Below are 25,339 nucleotides of genomic sequence, written 5' to 3' on the forward strand. Positions count from 1 at the left end.
TGTCTTGTTGTTGTCAGCGTATTAAACCAATTAAAAAAAATACATATTGGGATAGGAGAATGTAAAATGGGAAAAGCACTAATCATCGGCGCCGGCGGCGTTGCTTCCGTGGCAGTACACAAATGCGTTCAAAACAGCGAAGTTTTTGAGGAAATCTGCATCGCGAGTCGTACAAAATCCAAATGTGATGAACTCAAAGCCAAGCTGGACGGCGGAAAAACAAAAATTACAACAGCACAAGTTGATGCTGACAATGTTGACGAACTGATCGCTCTAATCAACGAAGTTAAACCTGATATCGTTATGAACCTTGCTTTGCCGTATCAAGATCTGACCATCATGGATGCTTGCCTTGCAACTAAAACAAATTACATGGACACAGCGAACTATGAGCCACATGATACAGCGAAGTTCGAATACAGCTGGCAATGGGATTACAAAGAGCGTTTTGAACAAGCAGGCATCACTGCATTGCTCGGTAGTGGATTTGACCCAGGCGTGACTGGCGTATTCTCCGCTTATGCCCTGAAGCACTACTTTGACGAAATTGAGTACATCGACATTCTGGACTGCAATGGCGGCGACCACGGCTATCCGTTCGCAACCAACTTCAACCCTGAGATCAACATTCGCGAAGTATCAGCGAACGGAAGATACTGGGAGAATGGTGAATGGATCGAAACGAAACCGATGGAAATCAAACGTGTCTACGACTTCAAAGAAGTTGGCGAGAAAGACATGTACCTGTTGTACCATGAGGAACTGGAATCTTTGGCGAAAAACATGCCAGGTCTGAAACGTATCCGTTTCTTCATGACATTTGGTCAAAGCTACCTGACTCACTTGAAAGCTCTTGAAAATGTAGGCATGACTTCAATTGAGCCTATCGAATATGAAGGCAAACAAATTATCCCACTGCAATTCCTGAAAGCAGTACTGCCTGATCCAGCATCTCTTGGACCACGTACTGTGGGTAAAACGAACATCGGTTGTATTTTCAAAGGCAAAAAAGATGGTCAAGACAAAACATATTATGTTTACAATATCTGTGATCACCAAGAGTGCTACAAAGAAGTGGGTTCCCAAGCGATCTCGTACACAACAGGCGTTCCAGCTATGATCGGTGCAGCAATGGTCATGACAGGAAAATGGAACAAACCAGGCGTATACAATGTAGAAGAGTTCAACCCAGATCCGTTCATGGAAGAGTTGAACAAATGGGGCCTTCCATGGGTAGAAGACTTCAACCCGGTACTCGTTGATGAGCTGCCAGAAGAAGTTAAAGAATCGGAGCTTGTTCGTTAAAATGCGGTTTGAGCAATTACCGACACCATGTTTTGTTGTTGACGAGGCGCTTATCGAGAAAAACCTGAAAATCCTGAACGGTGTTATGCAGCGTACAGGTGCCAAAATCGTACTGGCTCAAAAAGCATTCTCCATGACTGCGATGTATCCGCTGATTGGAGAATACCTGAGCGGTGCAACGGCGAGCGGTTTGTATGAAGCGCGTCTGGGCCATGAGGAAATGGGCAAAGAGAATCATGTCTTTGCTCCAGCATACCGCGCAGAAGAGATCGACGAGATTCTCTCCATCTGCGACCACATTATTTTCAATTCATTTTCGCAGCTTGCAAAATTCAAGGATAAGGCGCTTCAAGCTGGCCGTAAGGTGGGCTTGCGCGTCAACCCTGAATGCTCTACCCAAGAAGGACACGAGATCTACGATCCGTGTTCTCCGGGTTCGCGTTTTGGTGCGAAACTGGAGGATTTCGATGCAGACCTGTTGGAAGGCGTCTCCGGACTGCACTTCCACACGCTGTGTCAGCAAAACTCCGACGATCTGGAGACTACGCTGAATGCAGTGGTCGAGAAATTCGGACAATGGTTGCCGCAAATGGAATGGATCAACTTCGGCGGTGGACACCATATCACACGTGAAGATTATGATATTCCAAGGTTGGAAGCTTGCATCAAGCGTATGCAGAACGATTATGGTCTGGAAGTATATCTGGAGCCGGGAGAAGCTGTTGCGCTGAATGCGGGTTATCTGGTGACTTCTGTGCTGGACTTCCATAAGAACGGTATGGACATTGCCATTCTGGATACTTCAGCTACATGCCATATGCCGGATGTGCTGGAGATGCCATATCGTCCGCCGCTGATCGGTTCGGGAGAAGTGGGCGAGAAAGCCCATCTGTATCGTCTTGGTGGACAAACCTGTCTGTCTGGTGATGTGATTGGGGATTATTCATTCGATCAACCTTTGCAAGAAGGCGACCGTCTGGTATTCGAGGACATGGCGATCTACTCCATGGTGAAAACCAACACGTTTAACGGCATGCCGCTTCCAGCGATTGCAGTTAAACGAAAAGATGGCGATTGCGAAGTTGTCCGTGAATTCGGATATCAGGATTTCAAAATGAGGCTGGCATAATTACTTCATTATATAGTAAGCATTAATATAGAATTGATTATAAACATAAAAAGAAGGGAGCCTGGAGACAGGTTCCCTTTTTAACGTCCAATAATGTTTAACGATTAGATTAGAAGATGTTTATTAGCCAGGTTAGATGATGTCTAACCGTTTCCGGGGATTCGGTTTCGAGTTCAATTTCGAGTTCAGTTTCGGATTAATTTTGTGGTTTCGAGGCTGCTCGTGCAGCGTACGGAAAAATTGGTTCTCTTAGTTCAAAGTCATATGTTAGCCCATCCACAATGCCGACCACGCTCTCGCTGTCATACAATTCAAGTAAAAATCCAGCCATTTGTTCCGCCGTATGGAACTTCGGAACTCTGCCTTCATATTCAAACTCGTCTACATTAAAGGAATGTTTCGCGAATTCCGTCTCGGTTGCAGCCGGAGCGAGCACTTTGGCCTGCATTGCTGCGTTCTTGCCTTTTAACTCTTGCGCAAGTCCTTCGGTAAAGGCACTTACATAGAACTTGGTTGCGCAGTAGGTTACAGCATCGGCCACAATCGTATATCCTCCACCAGAGGAGATATTAATGATCTGTGTGCCATCGACATCTGCATAATCACGTACATACGGGGAAGAAAGAATCGTAAGAGCTTCTATATTAAGATGTAGCATCTGTTCAATCTTGGGCAGATGTTGTTCGCCAACGGAAGCGAAATTCCCGAATCCTGCGTTGTTAATCCATGTCTCAATGGAATAAGCCTGAAGACCTTCATAGAATTCATGCACATTAGCGGCAATGGACAGATCCACTGTACGAATGACAACATCCAGATCAGGATTGATTTCAGCTACTTTTGCTTTCAATTTGTCCAATTCATCGGTTCTGCGAGCTGCCAGGATCATATTTTTGCCACGAGCTGCAAAAGCTAAAGCCGCTTCATATCCAATGCCTGAACTGGCACCGGTAATCACTGTGTATTTCATGGAAACTCCTCCTGGATCTGATTTCATTTTTTATTGTGATGTGACCACGAGTTGATTATACTGATTAGAGCTTACTCTAAGTCAAGCAGGAAAATGGAGGGGAGGTTAACCATGCATACCATTGGTGAAGTGGCAGAATTACTCCATATTAGTGCGCATACGTTGCGTTATTATGAGAAGGAACAGATTGTGATTCCTCTCCGGGATGCCAGTGGAGACAGACGATACAACGAGTCACACCTGAAATGGCTACAATTTGTGATCAAATTAAAAGAGACTCAAATGCCCATTGCGATTATTAAGAAGTATGCATCCTTGTTTCAGGAAGGGGAGCATACGGCGGCAGATCGTTTGAAGCTTCTGGAGGAGCATAAAGAGTCGATCCAAAAACAGATGCACATCCTTAACACAGCCGATGAGATGCTTGAGCATAAAATTTCGTCGTATCGAACGCTCATCGGACAATGAAGTAACACACACAAATGACGATCTATTTGCCAAAACAGTGATTTTTATTATAGACTGTTTTTTATCGGTTGTTCATCAAGGGGGAAATGGAATGCATCAAATCAGAAAACAAAAGTCAAACAAGTTAAAGATCCTCTCCAAAGTATTATTGATTATCATTGGGGGATTTATAACGGCATATGGTCTGGAAGCCATATTGATCCCGAATAATGTCTCAGATGGTGGTGTCACAGGTCTGAGTATCGTAGGATCACAGTTGTTCGGATTACCACTAGGGATGCTCATCGGAATTATTAACATTCCATTTGTGTGGCTAGGGTACAAGCAAATCGGTAAAAGCTTCGCGTTATATTCAATCATCGGTATTGCTTCACTCGCGATCAGCACCAGTCTGATGCACCATGTTCCAACCATTATTGAAGGCGATACCTTGCTCGTTACGGTTGTCGGCGGGATTATCATCGGTTTCGGTATGGGACTTGCATTGCGTAATGGCGGGGCATTGGATGGCATAGATATGCTGGCTGTACTTCTTTCGCGAAAAGTACCTTTTGGAACCAGTGATCTCATTCTGTTCCTCAACATGTTTGTCTTTATTGTCGTTTCTACCGTTTTCGGTCTGCAAGGAGCGATCTTGTCAGGACTTGCGTATTTTATTGCTTCTAAAGTGATACATATTGTTGAAGAGGGCTTGAGCGGCTCCAAAACGTTTAAAATTATTACGAATCAACCTGAGATTATGGTTGAAACCATTCGGGACCGACTAGGTCGTGGAGCAACGTATACCGAGGCTTACGGAGGCTACTCTAACGAGCAATTCAAAGAAATCACTTGCGTGATTAACCGGATGGAAGAGAGTAAAATTAAAGATATCATTCATGAAATTGACCCGACTGCCTTTGTAGTCGTATACGATGTAGCTGAAGTAAGAGGCGGCAATTTCAAAAAGAAAGATATTCACTAATCACGTATTAGTAACTATAAAAACGCGCTGAGAGGATCTCTTAGCGCGTTTTTTTGTATTAGATATATTCTTTATGAGATCCCTCAATGCTATTTCCGGCTGCTCCAGCTAACATTTTTCACTGAAAATGGTACTGAAACTGCTGTCAACTCCTTCAATAAACAAAGGCACAGCATAAACATTGCCGATGTCTGACAAATCCTGATTTAAATTCATATCCTCAATAACCAGAATATATTTTCCATCCACACGATCTTTTCCCAGGATCTTCTGATGGAAAGCGATAGCTTCATCCTCATGAAGTGAAGAGCCCGCAGAGATCATATCCATGCCAATCGCTCGTAGCGAATCAAACACCATGAGGTAACTGGCAGCAGATGCGGCAAACCCAGGGTTATGATCACTATAACGAATAGGGTCTGAGGAACGTAGCTTCCCAAAACCTGTGCGTATGAGCAGCAAATCAGAGCCGGCAATTAGGTTCTCATATGGCGTTAAATCGGCTTTAGTGATCAATTCGTCATCACTTTTGGGAATGTCGAGGATCGAAGGATGATGGAAGATAAAATCGTCAATTGGAATCTCACTCAGTTTTTTCCCTTTGGGATTAAAGTGCCAAGGCCCATCAATATGAGTGCCGCTATGGTTAAGGGATGTGATGATAAATTGATTGTACTTAGCTCCTTTTTCTATACTGGACTGCTGTTGAATCTCAACAGGCGGATTATCTTTGTAAACTGGAGTATTCACGCTAAGAGGATAGGACAAGAGCAGTCGCTTCATTTACCGTACTCTCCTTTGTAATCCACGTTCATAGTTTCTAACAAACCCATCTAACATGTAGTGGCTCTTATATATTACACGATCAGATACAGTGCTTGAGCATATAATATGTAAGGTTCCTGGTGTTAATGCATAAGCATAGCTCTCTTATGGAAAACTTCTGTAGTACGAATCATTGCATGACTTAATAAATGGGAGGTTTGCATAGTGACAAAGCAGGACCCGCAAGAGCTTTTGAAACAAAAACACGAACTGGATGAGCAAAAAAGACAGTTCACTAATTTTTCCCGAAATATTTCCGGTCATGGTGAGGTTGAAGCTGGTCAAGAGTTCAGTGTTGACCGGGTACCAGATGACCAAAACCGTATGAAATCGGTTGAGAACAGACGCGGCGAAGTTTAAAAAGGTAGAACGTAAGCCGATCCTTTTTCATGGATCGGCTTTTTCGTGCGTAGCATTTTATCGAATAGGAAGATATATGTTGTAGTTGAGAATGATTATCGATAGAATGGAGAAAAGTGAAAATATCCGCTGATTTTGCTGATTTTTTGCTAACTTAATGGGTTGTGGAAGGTGAAGGAAGAGATGCAGGTAGAAGAGCATGTGAAGTTATGGAATCTGGCCTCAATTAAAATATGGGATGTGCGTCACGTCGTCGTGCGCGCTGGCGAACCCATCCATGCCTATCGATTTCCAATTAGCGGTTTTATATATACAGTTCGCGGCAATGCAACGATTATGCTGGATGACACGATGTACGCGATCGATCAGATGCAAGTCTTACATGGAGGCAAGGGGGTATGGATGAATATCTCCCTGAACGAGGATTCATTCGAGTTTTATTTGATGTTTTATCGGGCTAATTTGTCGTTATCCAATACTCGTGAGAATCAAGCTCTGCTCAGGCAACATGTCCCTTTTCATGTGCAATATGCTTTTGCCCCAAGCTATCCCATTGACTTATATGATAAAGTCCAAAGAATAGAGCAACATTGGGAACGGACGGATGCGTTCTCGAAATTTCAGGTGAAGACGTTATTTTATCAATTTATTAATGAATTAATGAGGCAGTTAAGTGCACAAGGGATTGAGACTGCCAAACCCGATCTGGTAGCTCAAGCCGTTCGTTATCTTCAAGAGAACTACATGTTGCCCGTTATGGTCGATCCGCTTGCAGAACTTCTGGATTGCAGTGCAGGACATCTGTCGAGAAAGTTCAAGAAAGAGACAGGCAGCAGTCTGATTGCCTATTTAACTCGGTTACGGATGTACAAAGCCAAGGAGCTGCTGTTACACACAGATGCATCTCTTCAGAAGATTGCCGAGGCAATCGGCATTCCGGATGTGATCTATTTTAATCGTTTATTTAAAAAGCATGTTGGCCTTTCACCAGGTCGTTTCAAACAAAAATGTATCGCCCTGCCAACCGGTCAGAATAATGCTATCCGAGAATCAGAATTGTCCATTGTCAGTCCCCTGCATCGCGGTTATGATCCTATTGATGATGATAATTATTATCAATACAAACCCAAAGGAGAATCACTTACATCTATGAGAGCGAGAAAACCCGTTGCATTGCTTTTGATGCTAAGCCTTACATTATTAATATCAGCCTGTTCCCCTTCTCAGGGCAATTCAGCAACAAGCAGTAATGGAACAAACGGTAACAATGCTCCAACCACCGAAGTCGCGCAATCCACCGAATCAGCAGTACAGGAACGTGTTGTTAAACATCCTTGGGGAGAAACGGTCATCAAAGGTGATCCTCAGCATATTATTTCGTTGTTCCCGGCTGCAACGGACTATTTGTTAGCACTCGGTATTGTACTCCAGGCAGCATCCAGTAATGAGGAGGGAAGTGATCAGTTTCCTACCTACCTGTCCGATCAACTTCAAGGAAAAGAAAATCTGGGCTGGCAGGTTGATCCCAACTACGAAAGCATATTGGCGGCAGAGCCAGACCTGATCATCGGTCAGGATTTCATGAGTGATGCCTATGACAGCCTCAGCAAAATTGCGCCTACCTTGCTGGCAGAGAAGCTGCAGGACGAGCAAGGTATTATTCGTATGAAAACCAGCCTGTTACATATGGGAGATATGTTAGGAAAGACGGATCAGGCCAAACAAGTCATTGAAGAATACGAGAAGAAGGCTGCAGAAGCCCGCGAGGAAATCAAGCAATCCATCGGAGACGAAACCGTAATGTTCCTGCGTTTATCCGATAAAGAAGTGCGTTATTACAGTAAAAGAAACTATGAAGTTCTGTACGACGATCTCGGCCTGACACCTCCTGTATCCATACCTGACCCGACGGATTCAATGAAAGTAATCTCCATGGAGTCGTTACCATCGATTAATCCGGATCATATTTTCCTGTTGTCATCAGACGAGAATGAAACGACAGAACTGCAAAAAACAGCAGTGTGGAGGAGCCTGAATGCTGTTAAAAATAACAATGTCTACATCGTTGACTACGGCTTGTGGTTCCAAGGCCCCGGAGGACCTATCGGACAGACCAAGATTATTGACGAAGCGGTAAATTTCCTTACCCAATAAATAAGGAAACGAGACAGGGGGATTAACGCATATGGAAACGTCCGTCGTGGAGAAGCTCATTCGTGAACGAAGAACCATTCGTCAGTTCAATGGCAAAGCGCTGGCGAAAGAAACGATCATACACTTGCTCGAAGCTGCCGTGTGGGCACCCGTGCATTCCCGTAAAGAGCCTTGGCGCTTCATTTTATTTGTGGAAGAAGGTCGGAAGCAATTCGCTGATGCCGTACTGCATACGTTCTCCAAGGATGAGCGAGAGCGATGGGGAGAGAAGCTGCAAAAAGACTATTGTGTTTCCATCCAAGCTCATCTGCTTGTTGTGATCGAGGCCGATCCGAGACAACGGGTGTGGGAAGATGCTGTGGGCGCAAGTGCTGCGTTTATTCAGAATATACAACTTCTGGCATGGGAGCAGGATATCGGCGTTGTGTGGAAGACAAATGAATATAATTTCGATCCTGATTTCTACGCCAAGACCGGTGTAAGACCAGGGGAGAGAATTGTAGGCACACTTCATCTGGGGTACTTTGATCAGGATAAGATTCCCAAGCCTCGTCCTCGTACTCCAGTAGAAGAGTTATTGACCTGTGTCTCGCTGGCAGGAGAAGACGTGCAACAGCATTAGTTGTCATTAGTAGCGTAATATCAGATGTTCAAAAATTCATAGAATATTTCTCACCAAGCCGCTAAATTAGCGGCTTTTTTGACGATCTTTGGATTTTGCGTAACAGTCAGGCTTTCATTTTGTTCCAATGTCCCGGATTGGTATCATCTGGGATGATTAAGTTAATAATATCCTGATAATGATCTGCTTTATTGATCATATATTGAACTCGTTGTTGGGCTTCTTCCAACTGAGCAAGGGCGGCTTCTTTCTGCCGTAAAATGATCTCATAACGCGCTTGTATGGTTGAGTTTCCCTCAAGGCAAAGATCCACATATGCTTTAATATGTTCAACAGACATACCGCATTGTTTCAGATATTTTACGCCCGTAAGCCAGTTTACGGATTCTTCGTCAAAAAGACGGTTGTTGTTTTTGTCGCGCTGCAGATTTGGAACAAGTCCTTTATCTGTATAGAAACGAACCGTATGTTCGGACAGATCGAGCAGTTTGGCGACTTCTTTGACGTTATACATGACGAAACTCCTTATGTTTTCAAGTATGGAATAAAAAAATGATAGAAAAAGGTTGACTTCGAGTTACTCGAAGGTGATAGCCTAAGTATAGTTTAAGGTTATTAGACTGTAAATCTCAAAAAAACAATAACTAACAAGGAGTGTCAGTCGATGGAATTTGTAACGTTGAATAACGGAGTTAAGATGCCTATTTTGGGATATGGTGTGTACCAGATTGCTGATCAGGAAGAATGCGAGAAATGTGTGCTTGATGCAATCAGCGTGGGATATCGTTCTATTGATACAGCGCAAGCATACCGTAACGAAGAAGCGGTGGGCCGTGCTATTCATAAAAGCGGAGTGCCTCGAGATGAATTTTTCATCACGACCAAGGTGTGGATTTCAAATGCAGGATATGAAAAAGCCCAAGCTTCCATTGAAGAATCTCTGCGGAAACTCCAACTGGAATATCTGGATCTGGTCCTGATTCATCAACCATTTAATGATTATTATGGAACATATCGCGCAATGGAAGAGTTATATAAAACGGGGAAAATCAAAGCCATCGGAGTAAGCAATTTCTATCCGGACCGATATATCGATCTTGTTCAGTTCAGCGAAGTCGTACCGGCAATCAATCAAGTTGAAACCCATGTGTTCAATCAGCAGACAGAGGCACATGAGATCATGAAAAAATATAATACGCAGATTGAATCCTGGGGACCATTTGCGGAAGGAAAAAATGACTTATTTACGAACGCAACGTTGCAGGAAGTAGGTCAAAAATACAACAAATCGACAGCCCAAGTCGCTCTGCGCTTCTTGCTTCAAAGAGGCGTGGTTGTTATTCCGAAAACGGTCAACAAAAATAGAATGGAAGAGAACTTCAATGTGTTTGATTTTGAATTGACTTTGGAGGATATGGAAAAGCTAGCAGCTCTGGATACAGGAACAAGCTCCTTCTTCTCGCACTATGATCCTCAAACCGTAGAGTTCTTAACTGACTACGGCAAGAAAGGACTGTAATCCGACTTATTCAATATCGTGCTCATTGGAGACTAACTTGTGAAATTCCCACAAACCAGACAGATCATCTGTCTGGTTTGTTGTATTACAGGAAGAGAACCTCAGTTAACCAGCTGTTCCTGTTACGATCGTTGTAGCAATATAGGTGGTGGTCAATCGTTGTAAAAGGTCGTATATTATTAATATGTGGATTGTGGGAGTGAAGATGCACCACATCGCAAAATGATAAACGATTTTACATAGAAGGACGGGGAAATATGGATTTTAAACCACTAGCTTCATTTATTGACCGCATGACATCCTGGCGCGTACCGTGGGCGGAGGTGCTGGTGATGCATCGAAATGATACCGTTTTCCATTATCGTAATGGTTACGCTAACCTGGAGGAGAAAACGCCCATCGGCGATGGAGCGATCTTCAATCTATACTCCATGACCAAAATCATGACCTGCGTTGCAGGACTGCAACTGGTGGAAAGAGGGGAAATGCTGTTAAGCGATCCGTTGTCCGATTATCTGCCAGAGTATGCTGAGATGACGGTAAAGAAAACGATGGCGAACGGGGAGATCCGACTGGAAAAGGCGACAAGAGCCATTACAGTACGTGATTTGTTCACCATGACCGCCGGGTTCTCGTATGACGTTGGTTGTCCAAGCATTCAGGAAGACGTAAAAAGAACCGATGGTGCATTGCCGACACGCGACTTCGCGAAAGCGCTTGCGAAAGAACCATTGCTGTTTGAACCAGGGACACACTGGAACTACAGCATGTGCCATGATGTACTGGGAGCCTTGGTGGAAATTGTAAGTGGCAAACGATTTGGTACCTATCTGCGGGACGAAATCACGGGACCACTGGGTATGAACGACACAGCGTTCAATCTGAACGATGAGCAGCAGTCGCGCCTGATTCCGCAGTATGCTTACAATGATGAGCTTGAGAAGGCTGTACGTATGGATGGTAACGGGTTCCGTGTAGGTACCGAGCTGGAGAGCGGCGGTGCAGGGTTGTTATCAACCGTTAGCGATTATGCACTGTTTCTGAACGCGCTTACTGGTCGTGGTACAAGTCCAGAAGGCGTACGTATTTTGTCTCAAGCTTCAGTGGAACTGATGCGAACAGATCATCTAAACGAGATGACCCGCGGTGATTATTCCTGGGATCATATGTATGGATACGGCTATGGATTGGGTGTCCGGACACATATCTCTAAAGCAGGCAGTGGCTCACTTAGTCCCCTTGGTGAATTTGGGTGGAGCGGCGCTGCTGGTTGTATGGCCATTATTGATCCGGATTCAGAACTTACGGTCATGTATGCACAGCACCTGCTGAACAGTCAGGAACCATACGTTCAACGCCGCCTACGTAATGTGGTTTACTCCTGCTTGTAAATGATATCTTAATCGTATTTACTTAAAGAGCCGCTAATTAGCGGCTTTTTTCATGTTATATGGATCGAAAACGATTCATTAGATTGTTATTTCTTTATTAGAAAGGGTATGTTATCATTCTTAGGAAAATAGTACTAGCAGGAGGATATGCTTATCGAATATTAACCTATATTTATTTACATAGTTTGATCAAGATTACACGTTAGCAAGTACCTTTTTGAATGTTGAGATTGTACACGGTTTAAAATTAGAAAAGCCTACTAGATTTTATTCTTTACTCAAAGGAGAGTCAACGATGATACACCCTAAGCACCAATCAAAATGGGCTTCTCTGGCCTTACTTACCTTATTCGTCTATGTTCTGAGCGCATTGCTGCTACCACCCCATGCTGATGCCAAAGGAGAGCAAATCTCCGCCAAACAGCTCGAAAGCATGAGCCGGCTTTCATTTACGCTTCGTGATGCCAAGCAAACGGCTTATACTGTTTATATTTTTGCTTATGATGAACAGAAGAGTATGCTGACCGAAGAAAATGGTTGGACTAACAATAAAAAAGGCGACAAGAGTTATTCAGGAACGTATCGTGCGGCCTTGCTGAAAAAAGGTGCAGCATACGGAACAGTCCAAGCAGCAAAACTGGATCTGAATACGATTATTTTGCCTCAAACCTGGAACTTCGTTGTGAAGAGCAAAGAGGCTGGTACACCAGATATGCTGATGATCACTGACTGGGGAACTTCTAATTTCAATGAGGTGAAAACGTATATTGTTCGTTCTGGGGAATTGCGCCGTGTAACATTTGTCGATAATAAGGGTAAAAAAATCGACGATTCCTACTCTGCAAGCAGAGATGATGGAATCCGTACTCTTTCAGGTGCCCGAGTACAGTTCAAAAATTACAACAACCTTCAATTCGTCTATGGAGTTAACACGTTTAAGCTGAATGTGAACAAATTGGAATTGCGATTGGAAGATACACGTAACCTGCGTTCAAAAGCTTGGCCGAACTCGGGTGTTGGTGATCGCGCTTACCTGAAAAGCCTGAAGGAAGCCGCTTTAAAGGGTGCATTGCCAGGCCGGACGGACGTTAAGATTGGCATGACGCTTCAAAATGCGCAAAAAAAACTGGGGAAACCAACCTCTCGTTCAAACGAGGAATGGGGAGCGTTCTATTATTATTCTAAATTCGGCGTCGGGTTTGATTCATACATGCACGAGCTTACCAATAAATCACGTATTGCCGTTTTTGATTTGTACAATGAGAAGCAGAATCTTTCACCATGGAATGTGAAAATATGGATGGGGAAACCTTCCTCAGAATACTACAATGAAGTGGTTGGTGGTTATGAGATGGTATACGAGTTAGGTAATCACGCCATTGTATTCAACTATGAGGAAGAAGAGGACTTGATTGACTTTACGAGTATATATTAAGGTATAACATCGTAAGAAACGAAAGTATATCGTATTGGTATATACATGAAAAGCCGCTGATCAGCGGCTTATTTTTTATCCATGGCAGTGGTTGCGTAGTCTATTTTATTGGAGTGTTATTAGCGCTTTGCACAGAACGTACACGATTGACTAAATAAATGCCGACCGACACAAACAGCAATGCGGCCAGATTTTTCAATTCCAAAATTGTTTCCCCCAGGAATAACGCTGATAATAAGGCGCCAAACACAGGGATAAGGAAGTTGTATACAGACACTCTTCCTACTTTGTTATATTTGAGAAGCATATTCCACAAACAAAATGCGACAGATGACAGCAAGGCCAAGTAAATCAAGTTACTGGTGGATTCCAGGGTGAAATGGGTGACTCGACCGCCGAGTGATAGACCTAACAGCGTAAGTACCAGTCCGCCGACGAACAGGCTGACCCCTGTTATGATCAGAACATCGATCGTAGCGGTGAGACGTTTTGCGTAAAGGGCTGTGACGGAAAAAACAAGTGCGGCAATAATTACGAAGCCTTCGCCTGTGAATGAAAAGGAAAAAGCAAGCAGATCCGTATGGAAGTTCACGATGATCACGCCGACGAATCCGAGCAAGCAACCAACGATTTTATTTCTGCTTAATTTGTCGTTCTTATAAATGAAGTGCGCCAGAACCACGCTGAAAAAGGTCGTCGTTGCATTCATAATGGAGCCTTTGACACCCGTCGTATTGGCTACACCAACGTAGAAAAACATATATTGCAAACCCGTTTGCAATATACCTAGCATGATAAGGCTTGTCCACTGAGGCCTGGACAATTGGAGTTTCTGTTTTCTAACAATACGAGACAGGAGCAAGAGCAGCATACCCGCCAGTGTAAATCGGTATCCGGCAAATACATACTTTGAAGCAATATCTTCCGGCAGAATGTTAAATGCAATATATCCAAGTTTGATGGACGGGTACGCACTTCCCCATAACAAGCAACACAGGCTTGCCACGAGCATGACAAAAATGGGATCACTAAACTTACTTGGTTTCTCAAGGGCATTTCTCTCTATCACTTTCGATCTTCTCCTCGCATTTCATGCACATATGTATGTATGAATCTATTAATATCCTCACTGACCATATCACATAACGCCAATGTTTGTAATCATAATTAATAAACCGCTCTTCAGCTGATAAGATTATAAAGAATTAACGGTTCATGAGGAGTCTATGTTATAGATTCCTTTCTAATAAAATCCCAACTTGTTCTGCGACAATGTGAGGTTGCCGGGGTAATCCATTCGTGAAATAGGATTCCACGATACCAACAATTGCTGTACCAAAGAACGTGAGAATCACTTCTTTCGTTAGTCCTTTATTTTTTCCCTCCGTTACATTCACCTCATCTTCCAGTTCTTCGATGACGAGAGCGAGGAAGCGACTGCGGAAAAAAGGGGCTCCTTTACTCCGTATCATAGCTGAGAAGAATGAATAGTGACTTTCAAAATAATTGAACCACAGCACATTGCTTTCTATAAAATCCAGATTGGATGCTTCCCTGCACAATTTTCTTAGTTCATCGATATGTTCTTCAATTAATTTATCCAGCAAGTCGAATTTGTCCGAATAGTGATGGTATATCGTTCTACGGCCGACATTTGCATAATCAGAGATATCTTGCATTGTAATGGTATCAAAAGGTTTCTCGTTCATGAGTTTGATAAAAGCGGATTTGATCGCTTCCTGAGACTTAAGTATTCTTCGATCTGTGATAGAAACGATAGTAATCACCATTCTTTCCAGAGAGTAATTGCACAAATGTTGTCCCCTTGCGCAATAAGGCACAGATCGGGTTCATTTGATCCTTGCAGAGGCAGTGCAATTATTTTATATTATACACGAATGTGCGATATCGCACTTATGTGTTTTAAATAAAATGAACACAATTCGTTAAAATAATTCATTGGAGGTACTCGAAATGGCTAAACATGAAGAAGTTAAAGATGGAGTTATTTTCCCGGTAGGAGAAAAAAACGAAGCATATGCACAATATTTTGTAGGGCAAAGTTATCTCCAATCCTTGGTTGCTGATCCCAAAGTGAATGTGGGTGTTGGGAATGTAACGTTTGAACCGGGATGCAGAAATAACTGGCATATCCACCGTGGTGGATTTCAGCTGTTGTTAGTGACTGGTGGGGAAGGTTGGTATCAAGAAGAAGGAAAACCTGCTCAATTCCTAAAAGCCGGCGATGTTATTGTGACTCATGATGGTGTGAAACACTGGCATGGGGCCGCTAAAGATAGTTGGTTTGAACACATTGCGATCACTGCGGGCACACCGGAATGGTTGGAACCTGTGACAGATGAAGTTTATGGGAATGCTACAAAATAAATCGCAATTAATGTGATCAGGAATATGGCAAAAGGTGACTGAATGTCATCTGGTAAGCCTTCTGTAATGATAGGGAAGTCAAGAAAAGCCTTACCGAGATCGGTAGGGCTTTTCTTGCTTACTACTTATAAAAGAATGATGAGTAAGACGAGGGATAGAATTCCTAAGCGTTAACTCAATAATAGTTTTAATGTTTCCTTGACGGAAGTTGGTTTGCGACCAAGGAGCATCTCAAAATCGGAATGAGCGTTCTCCAGTCCGCCCTCGCGAATTCCCTTTTGAATCATTACCAGTAATGTGGCAGCGTCATTGGGTACATTCGCATCTTTTAACATATCACTGTAAGAAGCATCATCCACAGCTAATAGAGGAATACTTTTACCCGTAACTTCGTTAATTGCATCCACGAATTGCTGCTGGGTTAAGTTTTCGCCGGACAATTCGTAAACTTTATTATCGTGATTTTCTCCCGTGAGTATGTTTGCTGTTACTTCAGCCAGATCCGGACGGTATACCCAACCAACTTTACCTTCCCCCGCAGAAGTAACCCAAGGAGCACCATCTAAGCATTGCTGAATCGTCGCTAAATCATTCTCAACATACCAGTTATTACGGACAAATACGTACGGAATACCCGATTCTTTAATGATCTCTTCACGTACACGGTGAATACCCGCCAAGAAGAAATCACTCACATCCGCACGTGGGGCACTCGAATATACCATTTGTGTAACGCCAGTTTCTTTTGCCGCCTCAACAGCATGGGTCTGCTGACGAATAGAAGATTCAATATCGCCGAATGTTGAAACGATAAATACACGATCTATGCCTTGGAATGCTTTGACTAACGTATCTTTTTGTTCGAAGTCCGTTTCGCGAACCTCAATACCTTGTACTGCAAATGCTTGTGCTTTCTCCGATTGAGTGTCACGTACACCTGCAATAATATCTGAAGTCGGAACGCTCTCCGCTAAATATTCTACAATCTTTGATCCCAAATGACCGGATGCACCCGTTACTAAAATTTTCATCATTTTTCCTCCAATGTGGACTTGATTACCCTTGATTGTCCGTCGCTAATTTCGACTTTCGGGTATACAACACTTGTTGTATAATCAAAGTCTATATGGCTTGTTAGCATTGAACAATCATCAATAACTGCAAATGATCGTATATACGACATTTCATCACAACTGTTGAAAAAATAGGAGGGGATTACGTGGAAAAAACGTTAGACCCACGGTTCATCAGAACACGAAAACTGATTATGGATGCATTTATGGCATTGGTTATAGAGAAGGATTTCAAGGATATTACGATTAAGGATATCACGCAAAAAGCGACCATTAATCGAGCGACGTTTTACTACCATTTCTTTGATAAATATGACCTGATGGAAACCGTGTTAAGTGAAGATATATTGCGGGAAGTTTTAAAAGATGTGACTTCGCATGAAGCTTTAACACCAAAGGTCTTATATGATATATTCATTAGTTTAATCACTTTTCAAAGTGGGCTGGCTAATCAGTGTTCACGAAGTTATGATGCATTTACGCCTAAAATTGAAACGGCTGTAAAGGAAACGATGGGCAGGGCATTTAAAAAATTGCTGAAGCAACAGCATTCAACATGGCCAACGGACAAGTTAGAATTGCATAGCATTATGCTTAGTTGGAGCTTATATGGCATGTCAATGAAGTTCGTTAAGAATGGTGATCTGCCATCGGAAGATCTAATGAAAGATACGTTTAATACGCTATTGAATGTAGAACAATATGCTTGAATTTTCCTAAATCAAGAGCAATATAGGTACTGAGAATACGTTAAAAGGCTGTTGAGATTTCCTCAACAGCCTGTTTTTTTATCTGTTAATTGTACTTTATGGAATGAATTCCATATACGAAGCTTCCCTATATTTCTTCCGATAGTTCGATGGGGAGACTCCAAAGTGGCTGGAGAATTGCCTGGAGAAATAGTCGGGTGAATGGAAGCCAACTGCCAGAGCAATCTCGGTAATCGGCCGCATGGTATATTGAAGCAATGGTTCGGCTTGTTTCAAGCGATGTTTCATTAATGTTTCCATTATGGAATCTCCCACTTGTTCTTTGAACAAATGAGACAGACGGGAAGAGGATAAACACACCTTTTTGCCCAAATCTTCGATAAGAATATGATCCATGTAATCCTGAGAAATAATGTTCAGTACTTCCTGAACGCGTGAATCCAATTCCTTCTTCGATTGATTCTGACTGGCAACCAACAAGATGACCTCTTCCAGTGCATTCAATGTTAGTTCATCCCTCAACATGGAATCCTCGTATAATCTGTAGGAGATTACTCTGTTAAAAGCAGATTCAATGGCTCTCCGGGAGCTTTCCTTATCGATATGGAGTTGAAAGATCGGACCATCTGTATTGCTGGAAGGTATCCAATCCATCCAAGGTAGACGTGGAATGAAGTGAGCCCACATTTTATCCCATACATGTCCTTGCTCGGTGAAATAGTCTTGCGCGGTTCCAGGAGAGACAAGGGTCAACATTCCAGCTGTACAGCTCAGGTATCCACTGGCTCCGTTATGAATACGTCCTTTTCCCGATAAAGTATATATGATTAGCCAATCCTTGGTTCCCTGTGCACGATAACAGGAGTAACCGTAGGGCTGAATATAGTGGTCGGACACCAGAATCCCCGGAGGATGTGTGTATTGTTGTCTTGCTGCAAACATAGCAGGATCGTCTGGTTTGTTAGCCATATCCTCATTCCTTTCGCTTCACTACATATTCTAAAATAATATACGAGAATAACTCGAAATGAAAGCGTTCTATTTTAGTGAAGGTAAGAGGTGAACCGCATGTCATATCAACAACATGACAAGAGAATACTTCAACTTGCGGGGAAGTGGAAATACGTACTGGATCCCCGGGATATCGGCGAAACCGAACAATGGTACGAGTCGTTCATTTCCCAATCGAAGAGTCTGGTAACACTCCCTGGTACGCTGACTGTCAACGGCATTGGAGACGCAACAGAATGGAGCGATGAGATTGATCGGGAGTCGGTTCGTTCTCTACGGCAACGTCATTCTTATATTGGTTCAGCATGGTACGAATACGAAATCGATGTGCCTGCTGAGAGAGTTGAAAAACGGTTTGTCATCTATCTTGAGCGGATCATGTTTCAATCCACCTTATGGGTGAACGGTCAACTTGCCGGGCAGCAAGATCATTTATCCGTTGCTCATGAATATGACGTGAGTACATTCATTCAACCTGGAAAGGTCAACCGGCTCACCCTTCGGATTGATAATCGGGATGTTCAGAATCTGGGCAATCATTCGAGCGCTTATACAGAAGAGACGCAGACGATCTGGAATGGAATTATAGGCCGGATGGAGCTACATATTTCAGAGCCGTTCTGGGTCAATAATATACAGGTCTTCCCAGAGCCGGATCTGCGCTCCGTTGTAGTGAAGGGTACATGTCATAATAAAACCGATACTGAAGCTCATGCCAATTTGCAAATATCCGCACATATCAAACAGGGCGTAGCACCGCATGTGGTTCCTGAGATAGAAAAAAGCATGCATGTCTCCGCCTCATCCTCCGAGAACTTTGAATGGAAAGTAGATATGGGTGAAAATCCCTTGTTATGGGACGAGTTCAATCCCAATATCTATGAGTTGAGGATAGAAGCACAAGTAGTATTGGATGCACGCGAACCGATTCGTATCTCAGAAAATAGGACATTTGGGTTGCGATACTTTCATCGCAAGGATAGAGAATTGCAGATGAATGGAAGGCCTGTCTTTTTGCGAGGAACCTTGGAGTGTTGCATCTTTCCGCATACAGGTCATCCGCCGATGGGCATTGAATCTTGGCTCAAGTTGTTTCAGGCAGCTAAGAACTATGGATTGAACCATATCCGTTTTCACTCTTGGTGTCCACCTGAAGCTGCATTCGAAGCTGCTGATCTATTGGGGGTTTACCTGCAAGTCGAGTCTCCCATGTGGATGGATACGTGGAATATGGCAGTAGGGACGCATTCAGAGCACTACACGTACTTGCCTCAGGAGGCTCGCCGAATTGCTCATGTCTACGGGAATCATCCTTCTTTTTGTATCTACAGTAACGGCAATGAATTGAATGGAGACTTCGACCTGTTGCACCGGATGGTAGACGACTTGAAATCGTTCGATGACAGGCGTTTATACACGCTCACCACCAACTGGGATCGGCAGCTTGATCCAGCAGATGATCTGTTTATTGCCCAATCGGTTGATGGTATTGGTGTTCGCGGACAATATTTCCCGGAAGAATTAGCATTGTCCACTCAGCTAGACTTCCGAGACGCCGTAGCCAATCGACCAGTACCTGTTATTTCACATGAAGTGGGACAGTATGCTGTCTACCCGGATGTACAAGAGATGGAGAAGTATAGCGGAGCATTGCGTCCGGTTAATCTGGAGGTCATCCATTCAGATATGAAGAAAAGAGGTTTACTTGGTGATCTTCGTTCATTCGTCCACGGTTCAGGCATGTTGGCGTTGCAATTATATCGCGATGAGATAGAAGCCGCTCTGCGCACGCCAAGTCTTGGAGGATTTCAGTTGCTGGATTTGCATGATTTCCCTGGTCAGAGCACCGCAACCGTGGGTCTGCTTAATGCATTTTGGGAATCGAAGGGCTTGATCGAACCTCAACAATTCCGAGAGTTTTGCGGGCCAACGGTACTGTTGCTTCGCATGCCGAAACGGATCTATACGAATACAGAACTGTACGTGGCGGAGATCAACATTGCCCATTTTGGAGTAAAAGAACTGCCCCCGTCCTCCATCCAGTGGACAATTGCAGATGGGCAGGGCCGCACGCTCGATTCAGGTTCTCTGCTTACAGATACGATTCCTTTTGGATCAGGTCAACCGTTAGGTCGTTTGGTTTCAGACGCACCAGATCGAATACAGAAAAGCGACAGACTGACGATATCTTTGGAACTGGAGGGTAGCGAAATACGAAATGAATGGCCGTTCTGGGTATACGAATGCAGCGGGAAGGATCAGGAACTTCCTCAGGACATAATGGTAAAACATAGTCTAGACGAAGGAATGGAGCAAACCCTTGAAGAGGGAGGGACCGTTTTATTTCTGGCGAAGGAAAGTGACTTAAGAAATACGACCCCAGGGAAGTTCTATCCAGTATTTTGGAGTCCGGCACATTTTGCAACTGAAGCTCCATGTGGCATCATTGTGCATTCTGAACATCCAGCCTTGAGCGACTTCCCGACCAGGGAGTACGCGGAATATCCATGGAAGGACCTGCTGGAGCGATCCGTAACTCTTGTGGTGAACGATAATATTGCATTTAACCCGATTGTTCAGGTCATACCCAACTTTGTTCATAACCGAAAACTGATGAATCTTGCGGAATATACCGTTGGAAAAGGAAAACTGATCATCTGTGGAATCGATATCGAGAATGATATGAACAGTCGACCTGTCGCAGCGCAGCTTCGTAGAAGCTTAATCGACTATATGTCCTCAGATTCTTTTGCCCCCAAAGTATCGATGGAGTTGAATGAGCTTCGCCAATTGCTTGAGAAAAATGAGCAGCCTGCCATGACAGGAACTGCTGATCTATGCAATTCGGAACATGAGCTTGCCTGCGGGAAGTTAGCATCGAGCGATAGCATGAACGATGGCAATGATGCCACGAACGGAAACGATGGCGTCGATGAAACGTACTGGCAGGCACAAGACGATCATCCAGGCCACTGGTGGCAGGTAGATTTGTTACAGGAACGTTCCATCACAGGAAGCAAAGTAAGATTTCACGAGCAAGGTAACTTCTTATATGTGATTCAGGTTTCAAGCGATGCAATCGAATGGTGTGTGGTCGCTAACCAGACTGGGCAGACGTCACATGAACAGACACGGATGGATCAGTTTGAAGCAAAGGGCAGGTATGTAAGAATCGTATATAATGGGTTACCGAAGGGAGTTAGGGCAGGACATCGTGCATTTGAAGTGTATGGCAGCTGATCCAAGTAATATGAATTGAAGGAAAATAACGTTACCCTCAAGTGACGTTATTTTTCTTCATGCAAGCCCTAGTTAATGACTTGATTTCTTTTTAAAAGCCCCCATAATTGTTCCGCCACATCTTCCGATGACTGAGGCATATCATTCATAATCCACCATTCAATGATGCCGACAAAGGCTGATGCCATAAACTGAGTGATAAATTCTTGGTTATAGTGGCTATTGTCACCATCCATATTGATGTTAATCCTTATGTGTGTTGTCACGAGTTCCAACATCTGTTCACGAAATGCAGGAATTCCTTTGTTAGAGAGCATGGAAGCGTAAAAACGATGATGCTCTTCGAAATATCGAATTACAGGTAGAAATGAGGATTGAATGAGATCAACCGTTTCGCCATTCGCATTCGTAGTCGTGGTTGCGGATATCATTTTGTTTAAGTTTTCTTCAATGCACTTGTTCAACAGATCATACTTATCACTGTAATGAAAGTATACCGTCCCCCGATTGATGTTAGCTCGATCAGCAATCTCGTTGATTGTAATGTCCTCAAAATGTTTCTCAGCAATGAGAGAAATAAAGGACTGGAAGATCGCTTGCTTCGTTTTGACCACTCTTCGATCGATTTTAATGTGCACTTGGTAACCTCCACCCCGAGATATCTAACACTTTGTGATTGAACGTTGGATATCGAACAAAAAGCGCCAGATTAACGATTGTAGTTATTTTTGTACTCCTTATAATAATCAATAAGTCATACTTATTCAACAAATGTTGGATTAAAAAATGCTATGGCTCAGACGATACATCAAGGAGGACTAGTATATGTCACTGGAAATTTTACAAGCAAAATCCGAATTGAGAGATTTGGTGGACTCGTATGCTACATTAACCGATGCCAAAAAAATTGCAGATCAGATGCTCTTATTCACACCGGATACACGGTTCAAAGTATATTTTGGTGATCAACTGATGTCCGAAGTAACCGGAACCAAGCAGCTGGAAGAAGAGTTCAACGGTCATGTGGCGCTGGTGAAACGCTATTTCACCACGAACGCACAGCATGTAGTTAACGTGGAAGGTGATACTGCAACAGGCGTTGTATTTTCTCAGATCAAAATGGTTAGGGACGAAGATGGCAAAGAAATTCTCACGGATTATAGTGTTCAATATCATGATGTTTATGTCCGCCAGGGCGAAAAGTGGTTGATACAGGAGCGTACTTCACAATATATCATCATCGAAGCAAGACCACTGTAAGCATAATGAGATAAGTAAAATAATGGTTAAAGAAACGACGAGAGTGTTATCTGACGCTCTCGTCATTTTTTGTGTTTTACAGCATGCTATTTTGGTCGTCGAACAGGCAGTATGGCTGGAATTTGCGTATATCGCAGTGCACTTTCCAATGGACTTGGAGAAATTTCCAGAATGAAAACGCTTGTCAAACCGAAAAGAATATGATAATTTAATGTCTGTAACCGGTTACACATAGAGGAGAGCAACTTATGACAACAATTAAAGACGTAGCTCAGCTGGCTGGCGTATCTGTAGCCACCGTATCCAGGGTCATTAATGATAGAGGTTATGTACATGCGGATACACGCAAGAAAGTCGAAGATGCTGTGAAGGCGCTTAACTTTTCGCCAAATGAAGTGGCTCGCTCATTATATAAGCGCAAGTCCAAACTGATTGGCCTGTTGTTGCCGGATATTACGAACCCTTACTTCCCGCAGTTGGCCCGCGGCGTAGAGGACCGGATGCAAGAGCAGGATTACAGACTGATATTCGGAAATAGTGATGAGGATGAAAGGAAGGAGCAGGATTACATCCAGACGTTTATCCAGAACAACGTGGTCGGTGTGATCTCTTCAACGAACTACCCTCATTCTTCAATATATGAAAAACTGAAGATTCCCGTCGTGTTCCTGGACAGAACTTCACTGGATCGTCCATCCGTGTATGCGGATGGCAGGGAAGGTGGAAGACTAGCTGCAAGGGAGATCATCAACCGCGGCAGTCGCCGGATCACGGTTATGCAAGGACCGTCACAGATCAGACCTGCGCAGGATCGCTTCGAAGGAGCGATTGAAATCATCCGTGATGCAGGGCTAGACTATCACGTCATTCAAACGACCTCATTTTCGATTAACGAGGCAGGTGTATGGGCTGAAGAGTTATTCAAGAAATATGCTGACACAGACGGAGTTATTGCCAGCAATGACATCGCAGCCATGGCCGTACTGCATGAGGCATCACGAATCGGAAGAAAGGTTCCTGATGATGTACAAGTGATTGGTTTCGATGATATTCCGATGAGCAGCCTGTTGTCACCGGCATTGTCCACCATCCGCCAGCCAGCATACGAGATGGGAAGAGAAGCAGCGGGATTACTTATCCAGCTTGTGGAACAAGCTGCAGTAGAGAACAAAAACATACAGTTGCCCGTCAGCTTCATCGAACGGGGCACAACGAGAAAGGTGTGATCAGATGGCTAAAATATGCGTAATTGGAAGCAGTTCGATGGATCTGGTTGTTACTTCTGCAAGACGGCCGGGAGCGGGTGAAACCGTTCTTGGCGATAGCTTCAAAACGGTTCCTGGTGGCAAAGGAGCCAATCAGGCTGTCGCCGCTGCACGATTGGGTGCCAAGGTTGCGATGATCGGCCGGGTAGGCGACGATGCTTTTGGCAAAGATATTTTAGAGAACTTTAGAGCAAATGCTGTAAATACGCAAAATGTGAAACCGGTTACACATTTAGAAAGTGGAACGGCTCATATCATTCTGGCGGAAGGTGATAATAGTATCGTAGTGGTTGAAGCGGCGAATCGCGAAGTCACTCCTGCCTATGTCGATGAAGCAGCTGAAGTGATCCGCGATGCAGATATCGTACTCATTCAGCAGGAAATTCCGGAGGAAACGGTTGTGCATGTGAGTGCACGATGTGCTGAATACGGAACACCTTTACTACTTAATCCCGCTCCTGCAAGAACATTGCCTCAAGAAGTTATCAACAATGCTGCATATATCACGCCGAACGAGCATGAAGCTGAGATTTTGTTTCAGGGCATGAGTCCGGCACAGGCATTGCGTAAGTATCCTAACAAGTTGTTCATCACGGAGGGCAGTAAAGGCGTTCGTTATTTTGATGGAGCTGAGGAAATTCTGGTCCCAACGTACAAGGTCGAGGCTGTCGATACTACTGGGGCGGGGGATACGTTCAACGCCGCATTTGCAGTCGCTTTGGCAGAAGGCAAACCGCTGCAAGAGAGTATACGATTCGCCAATCGGGCTGCATCGTTGTCCGTCACCAAGTTCGGAGCGCAGGGCGGCATGCCGACGCGTGATGAAGTAGAGGAGAGCTTGTAATGAAAAGAAATGGCATGCTGAATAGTCACATTTCCAAGATTCTGTCTGATCTGGGTCATACGGACATGATTGCGATTGCGGATGCAGGTCTACCCGTACCAGAAGGTGTACTCAAAATCGATCTGGCCCTCAAACTGGGAACACCGAGTTTTCGGGAAGTGGTGGAAGTGATCGCAGAAGATATGGTCATTGAGAAAGTCATTGTGGCCGAAGAGATTCACGAAGGCAATCCCGTAGCCATGCAATACATCACGGAGAAATTCGGGGTAGAAGCCATCGATGCTTCCGTCAGCCACGAACAATTCAAAGCGTTAACCCGGCAGGTGAAGGCGGTCATCCGCACAGGTGAAGCCACACCTTATGCCAATTGCATTTTACAATCGGGAGTCCATTTCGGTTAAGAAGG

25 protein-coding genes are annotated in these 25,339 nt (G+C 43.8%); 17 read left to right on the top strand and 8 right to left on the bottom strand.

Annotated features, from left to right (window positions below):
- Positions 1 to 66: 66 nt before the first annotated feature.
- Both OM416_RS00550 and nspC read left to right on the top strand, forming a co-directional pair.
- Complete coding sequence (locus OM416_RS00550) at positions 67 to 1,305, top strand: saccharopine dehydrogenase family protein (protein WP_017688530.1); 1,239 nt, start codon at positions 67 to 69, stop codon at positions 1,303 to 1,305.
- Position 1,306: 1 nt separating this feature from the next.
- Entirely contained in the window at positions 1,307 to 2,434 is a 1,128-nt protein-coding gene (gene nspC, locus OM416_RS00555; RefSeq protein WP_062834375.1) for a carboxynorspermidine decarboxylase, read from the top strand.
- Between the two features lie 196 nt (positions 2,435 to 2,630).
- Here the strand turns inward: nspC and OM416_RS00560 are convergent, their stop codons facing one another.
- Positions 2,631 to 3,404, bottom strand: a complete 774-nt coding sequence (locus OM416_RS00560; protein ID WP_264926136.1) for an SDR family NAD(P)-dependent oxidoreductase — start codon at positions 3,402 to 3,404, stop codon at positions 2,631 to 2,633.
- A 111-nt stretch (positions 3,405 to 3,515) separates the two neighbouring features.
- On the opposite strand from OM416_RS00560, the gene OM416_RS00565 reads away from it, so the two are divergent.
- Together OM416_RS00565 and OM416_RS00570 are read left to right on the top strand one after the other, a co-directional pair.
- Entirely contained in the window at positions 3,516 to 3,872 is a 357-nt protein-coding gene (locus tag OM416_RS00565) for a MerR family transcriptional regulator (protein WP_076331123.1), read from the top strand.
- 91 nt (positions 3,873 to 3,963) lie between these two features.
- Positions 3,964 to 4,836, top strand: a complete 873-nt coding sequence (locus tag OM416_RS00570; RefSeq protein WP_221819361.1) for a YitT family protein — start codon at positions 3,964 to 3,966, stop codon at positions 4,834 to 4,836.
- Between the two features lie 108 nt (positions 4,837 to 4,944).
- On the opposite strand, the gene OM416_RS00575 is transcribed toward OM416_RS00570, so the two are convergent.
- Positions 4,945 to 5,619 (bottom strand): cyclase family protein, encoded by a 675-nt coding sequence (locus tag OM416_RS00575; protein ID WP_264926141.1) that lies wholly within the window; start codon positions 5,617 to 5,619, stop codon positions 4,945 to 4,947.
- A 207-nt stretch (positions 5,620 to 5,826) separates the two neighbouring features.
- Between OM416_RS00575 and OM416_RS00580 the strand changes: the two genes are divergently transcribed.
- From OM416_RS00580 to OM416_RS00590, 3 genes are all read left to right on the top strand, one after another.
- Positions 5,827 to 6,021: a hypothetical protein gene (locus tag OM416_RS00580; protein ID WP_017688524.1), complete on the top strand. Its 195-nt coding sequence runs from the start codon at positions 5,827 to 5,829 to the stop codon at positions 6,019 to 6,021.
- A gap of 183 nt (positions 6,022 to 6,204) precedes the next feature.
- On the top strand, positions 6,205 to 8,175 hold the full coding sequence (locus OM416_RS00585; protein WP_264926145.1) for an AraC family transcriptional regulator: 1,971 nt from the start codon (positions 6,205 to 6,207) through the stop codon (positions 8,173 to 8,175).
- A 31-nt stretch (positions 8,176 to 8,206) separates the two neighbouring features.
- The gene (locus tag OM416_RS00590) at positions 8,207 to 8,797 is read left to right on the top strand and encodes a nitroreductase (RefSeq protein WP_264926147.1); all 591 of its coding nucleotides are present in this window, start codon (positions 8,207 to 8,209) and stop codon (positions 8,795 to 8,797) included.
- 106 nt (positions 8,798 to 8,903) lie between these two features.
- On the opposite strand, the gene OM416_RS00595 is transcribed toward OM416_RS00590, so the two are convergent.
- Positions 8,904 to 9,311, bottom strand: coding sequence for a MerR family transcriptional regulator (locus OM416_RS00595; protein ID WP_264926148.1), 408 nt, complete (start codon positions 9,309 to 9,311; stop codon positions 8,904 to 8,906).
- Between the two features lie 150 nt (positions 9,312 to 9,461).
- Between OM416_RS00595 and OM416_RS00600 the strand changes: the two genes are divergently transcribed.
- The 3 genes from OM416_RS00600 to OM416_RS00610 all read left to right on the top strand — a co-directional run bounded on the left by OM416_RS00600 (position 9,462) and on the right by OM416_RS00610 (position 13,142).
- Complete coding sequence (locus OM416_RS00600; RefSeq protein WP_264926149.1) at positions 9,462 to 10,316, top strand: aldo/keto reductase; 855 nt, start codon at positions 9,462 to 9,464, stop codon at positions 10,314 to 10,316.
- A 257-nt stretch (positions 10,317 to 10,573) separates the two neighbouring features.
- Complete coding sequence (locus tag OM416_RS00605; RefSeq protein WP_264926150.1) at positions 10,574 to 11,707, top strand: serine hydrolase domain-containing protein; 1,134 nt, start codon at positions 10,574 to 10,576, stop codon at positions 11,705 to 11,707.
- Between the two features lie 295 nt (positions 11,708 to 12,002).
- The gene (locus OM416_RS00610) at positions 12,003 to 13,142 is read left to right on the top strand and encodes a DUF4309 domain-containing protein (RefSeq protein WP_264926151.1); all 1,140 of its coding nucleotides are present in this window, start codon (positions 12,003 to 12,005) and stop codon (positions 13,140 to 13,142) included.
- 100 nt (positions 13,143 to 13,242) lie between these two features.
- Here the strand turns inward: OM416_RS00610 and OM416_RS00615 are convergent, their stop codons facing one another.
- Both OM416_RS00615 and OM416_RS00620 read right to left on the bottom strand, forming a co-directional pair.
- Positions 13,243 to 14,211, bottom strand: a complete 969-nt coding sequence (locus OM416_RS00615) for a DMT family transporter (RefSeq protein ID WP_264926152.1) — start codon at positions 14,209 to 14,211, stop codon at positions 13,243 to 13,245.
- Positions 14,212 to 14,371: 160 nt separating this feature from the next.
- Positions 14,372 to 14,932, bottom strand: coding sequence for a TetR/AcrR family transcriptional regulator (locus tag OM416_RS00620; RefSeq protein ID WP_264928749.1), 561 nt, complete (start codon positions 14,930 to 14,932; stop codon positions 14,372 to 14,374).
- A 184-nt stretch (positions 14,933 to 15,116) separates the two neighbouring features.
- On the opposite strand from OM416_RS00620, the gene OM416_RS00625 reads away from it, so the two are divergent.
- Complete coding sequence (locus OM416_RS00625; protein WP_145147682.1) at positions 15,117 to 15,530, top strand: cupin domain-containing protein; 414 nt, start codon at positions 15,117 to 15,119, stop codon at positions 15,528 to 15,530.
- A gap of 170 nt (positions 15,531 to 15,700) precedes the next feature.
- Here the strand turns inward: OM416_RS00625 and OM416_RS00630 are convergent, their stop codons facing one another.
- Positions 15,701 to 16,561: an SDR family oxidoreductase gene (locus OM416_RS00630; RefSeq protein WP_264928751.1), complete on the bottom strand. Its 861-nt coding sequence runs from the start codon at positions 16,559 to 16,561 to the stop codon at positions 15,701 to 15,703.
- 188 nt (positions 16,562 to 16,749) lie between these two features.
- On the opposite strand from OM416_RS00630, the gene OM416_RS00635 reads away from it, so the two are divergent.
- Positions 16,750 to 17,313, top strand: a complete 564-nt coding sequence (locus tag OM416_RS00635) for a TetR/AcrR family transcriptional regulator (RefSeq protein WP_264926153.1) — start codon at positions 16,750 to 16,752, stop codon at positions 17,311 to 17,313.
- Between the two features lie 96 nt (positions 17,314 to 17,409).
- On the opposite strand, the gene OM416_RS00640 is transcribed toward OM416_RS00635, so the two are convergent.
- Positions 17,410 to 18,282, bottom strand: coding sequence for a helix-turn-helix domain-containing protein (locus tag OM416_RS00640; RefSeq protein WP_264926155.1), 873 nt, complete (start codon positions 18,280 to 18,282; stop codon positions 17,410 to 17,412).
- A gap of 99 nt (positions 18,283 to 18,381) precedes the next feature.
- On the opposite strand from OM416_RS00640, the gene OM416_RS00645 reads away from it, so the two are divergent.
- Positions 18,382 to 21,564: a sugar-binding domain-containing protein gene (locus OM416_RS00645; RefSeq protein WP_264926156.1), complete on the top strand. Its 3,183-nt coding sequence runs from the start codon at positions 18,382 to 18,384 to the stop codon at positions 21,562 to 21,564.
- A gap of 68 nt (positions 21,565 to 21,632) precedes the next feature.
- On the opposite strand, the gene OM416_RS00650 is transcribed toward OM416_RS00645, so the two are convergent.
- The gene (locus OM416_RS00650; RefSeq protein WP_264926157.1) at positions 21,633 to 22,202 is read right to left on the bottom strand and encodes a TetR/AcrR family transcriptional regulator; all 570 of its coding nucleotides are present in this window, start codon (positions 22,200 to 22,202) and stop codon (positions 21,633 to 21,635) included.
- A gap of 187 nt (positions 22,203 to 22,389) precedes the next feature.
- Between OM416_RS00650 and OM416_RS00655 the strand changes: the two genes are divergently transcribed.
- The 4 genes from OM416_RS00655 to rbsD all read left to right on the top strand — a co-directional run bounded on the left by OM416_RS00655 (position 22,390) and on the right by rbsD (position 25,334).
- The gene (locus OM416_RS00655) at positions 22,390 to 22,824 is read left to right on the top strand and encodes a nuclear transport factor 2 family protein (protein WP_264926158.1); all 435 of its coding nucleotides are present in this window, start codon (positions 22,390 to 22,392) and stop codon (positions 22,822 to 22,824) included.
- Between the two features lie 248 nt (positions 22,825 to 23,072).
- Positions 23,073 to 24,050, top strand: coding sequence for a LacI family DNA-binding transcriptional regulator (locus OM416_RS00660; protein ID WP_264926159.1), 978 nt, complete (start codon positions 23,073 to 23,075; stop codon positions 24,048 to 24,050).
- 4 nt (positions 24,051 to 24,054) lie between these two features.
- Positions 24,055 to 24,933, top strand: coding sequence for a ribokinase (rbsK, locus tag OM416_RS00665; RefSeq protein ID WP_264926160.1), 879 nt, complete (start codon positions 24,055 to 24,057; stop codon positions 24,931 to 24,933).
- Positions 24,933 to 25,334 carry a D-ribose pyranase gene (gene rbsD, locus OM416_RS00670; RefSeq protein ID WP_264926161.1) on the top strand — a complete coding sequence of 134 codons (402 nt, stop codon included), beginning with the start codon at positions 24,933 to 24,935 and terminating at the stop codon, positions 25,332 to 25,334. Before rbsK ends, rbsD begins: the two co-directional genes overlap by 1 nt.
- Positions 25,335 to 25,339 lie beyond the last annotated feature (5 nt).

Source organism: Paenibacillus sp. LS1, assembly GCF_026013365.1.
Taxonomy (GTDB): domain Bacteria; phylum Bacillota; class Bacilli; order Paenibacillales; family Paenibacillaceae; genus Paenibacillus.

Excerpts from the sequence above, each read along its gene's own strand:
- OM416_RS00605 (WP_264926150.1), top strand. The coding sequence starts at position 10,574 with ATGGATTTTAAACCACTAGCTTCATTTATTGACCGCATGACATCCTGG.
- OM416_RS00565 (WP_076331123.1), top strand. The coding sequence starts at position 3,516 with ATGCATACCATTGGTGAAGTGGCAGAATTACTCCATATTAGTGCGCAT.
- rbsK (WP_264926160.1), top strand. The coding sequence starts at position 24,055 with ATGGCTAAAATATGCGTAATTGGAAGCAGTTCGATGGATCTGGTTGTT.
- OM416_RS00640 (WP_264926155.1), bottom strand. The coding sequence starts at position 18,282 with ATGGCTAACAAACCAGACGATCCTGCTATGTTTGCAGCAAGACAACAA.
- OM416_RS00660 (WP_264926159.1), top strand. The coding sequence starts at position 23,073 with ATGACAACAATTAAAGACGTAGCTCAGCTGGCTGGCGTATCTGTAGCC.
- OM416_RS00550 (WP_017688530.1), top strand. The coding sequence starts at position 67 with ATGGGAAAAGCACTAATCATCGGCGCCGGCGGCGTTGCTTCCGTGGCA.
- nspC (WP_062834375.1), top strand. The coding sequence starts at position 1,307 with ATGCGGTTTGAGCAATTACCGACACCATGTTTTGTTGTTGACGAGGCG.
- OM416_RS00620 (WP_264928749.1), bottom strand. The coding sequence starts at position 14,932 with ATGGTGATTACTATCGTTTCTATCACAGATCGAAGAATACTTAAGTCT.
- OM416_RS00645 (WP_264926156.1), top strand. The coding sequence starts at position 18,382 with ATGTCATATCAACAACATGACAAGAGAATACTTCAACTTGCGGGGAAG.
- OM416_RS00630 (WP_264928751.1), bottom strand. The coding sequence starts at position 16,561 with ATGAAAATTTTAGTAACGGGTGCATCCGGTCATTTGGGATCAAAGATT.
- OM416_RS00610 (WP_264926151.1), top strand. The coding sequence starts at position 12,003 with ATGATACACCCTAAGCACCAATCAAAATGGGCTTCTCTGGCCTTACTT.
- OM416_RS00575 (WP_264926141.1), bottom strand. The coding sequence starts at position 5,619 with ATGAAGCGACTGCTCTTGTCCTATCCTCTTAGCGTGAATACTCCAGTT.
- OM416_RS00590 (WP_264926147.1), top strand. The coding sequence starts at position 8,207 with ATGGAAACGTCCGTCGTGGAGAAGCTCATTCGTGAACGAAGAACCATT.
- OM416_RS00585 (WP_264926145.1), top strand. The coding sequence starts at position 6,205 with ATGCAGGTAGAAGAGCATGTGAAGTTATGGAATCTGGCCTCAATTAAA.
- OM416_RS00560 (WP_264926136.1), bottom strand. The coding sequence starts at position 3,404 with ATGAAATACACAGTGATTACCGGTGCCAGTTCAGGCATTGGATATGAA.
- OM416_RS00655 (WP_264926158.1), top strand. The coding sequence starts at position 22,390 with ATGTCACTGGAAATTTTACAAGCAAAATCCGAATTGAGAGATTTGGTG.
- OM416_RS00600 (WP_264926149.1), top strand. The coding sequence starts at position 9,462 with ATGGAATTTGTAACGTTGAATAACGGAGTTAAGATGCCTATTTTGGGA.
- OM416_RS00570 (WP_221819361.1), top strand. The coding sequence starts at position 3,964 with ATGCATCAAATCAGAAAACAAAAGTCAAACAAGTTAAAGATCCTCTCC.
- OM416_RS00595 (WP_264926148.1), bottom strand. The coding sequence starts at position 9,311 with ATGTATAACGTCAAAGAAGTCGCCAAACTGCTCGATCTGTCCGAACAT.
- rbsD (WP_264926161.1), top strand. The coding sequence starts at position 24,933 with ATGAAAAGAAATGGCATGCTGAATAGTCACATTTCCAAGATTCTGTCT.
- OM416_RS00625 (WP_145147682.1), top strand. The coding sequence starts at position 15,117 with ATGGCTAAACATGAAGAAGTTAAAGATGGAGTTATTTTCCCGGTAGGA.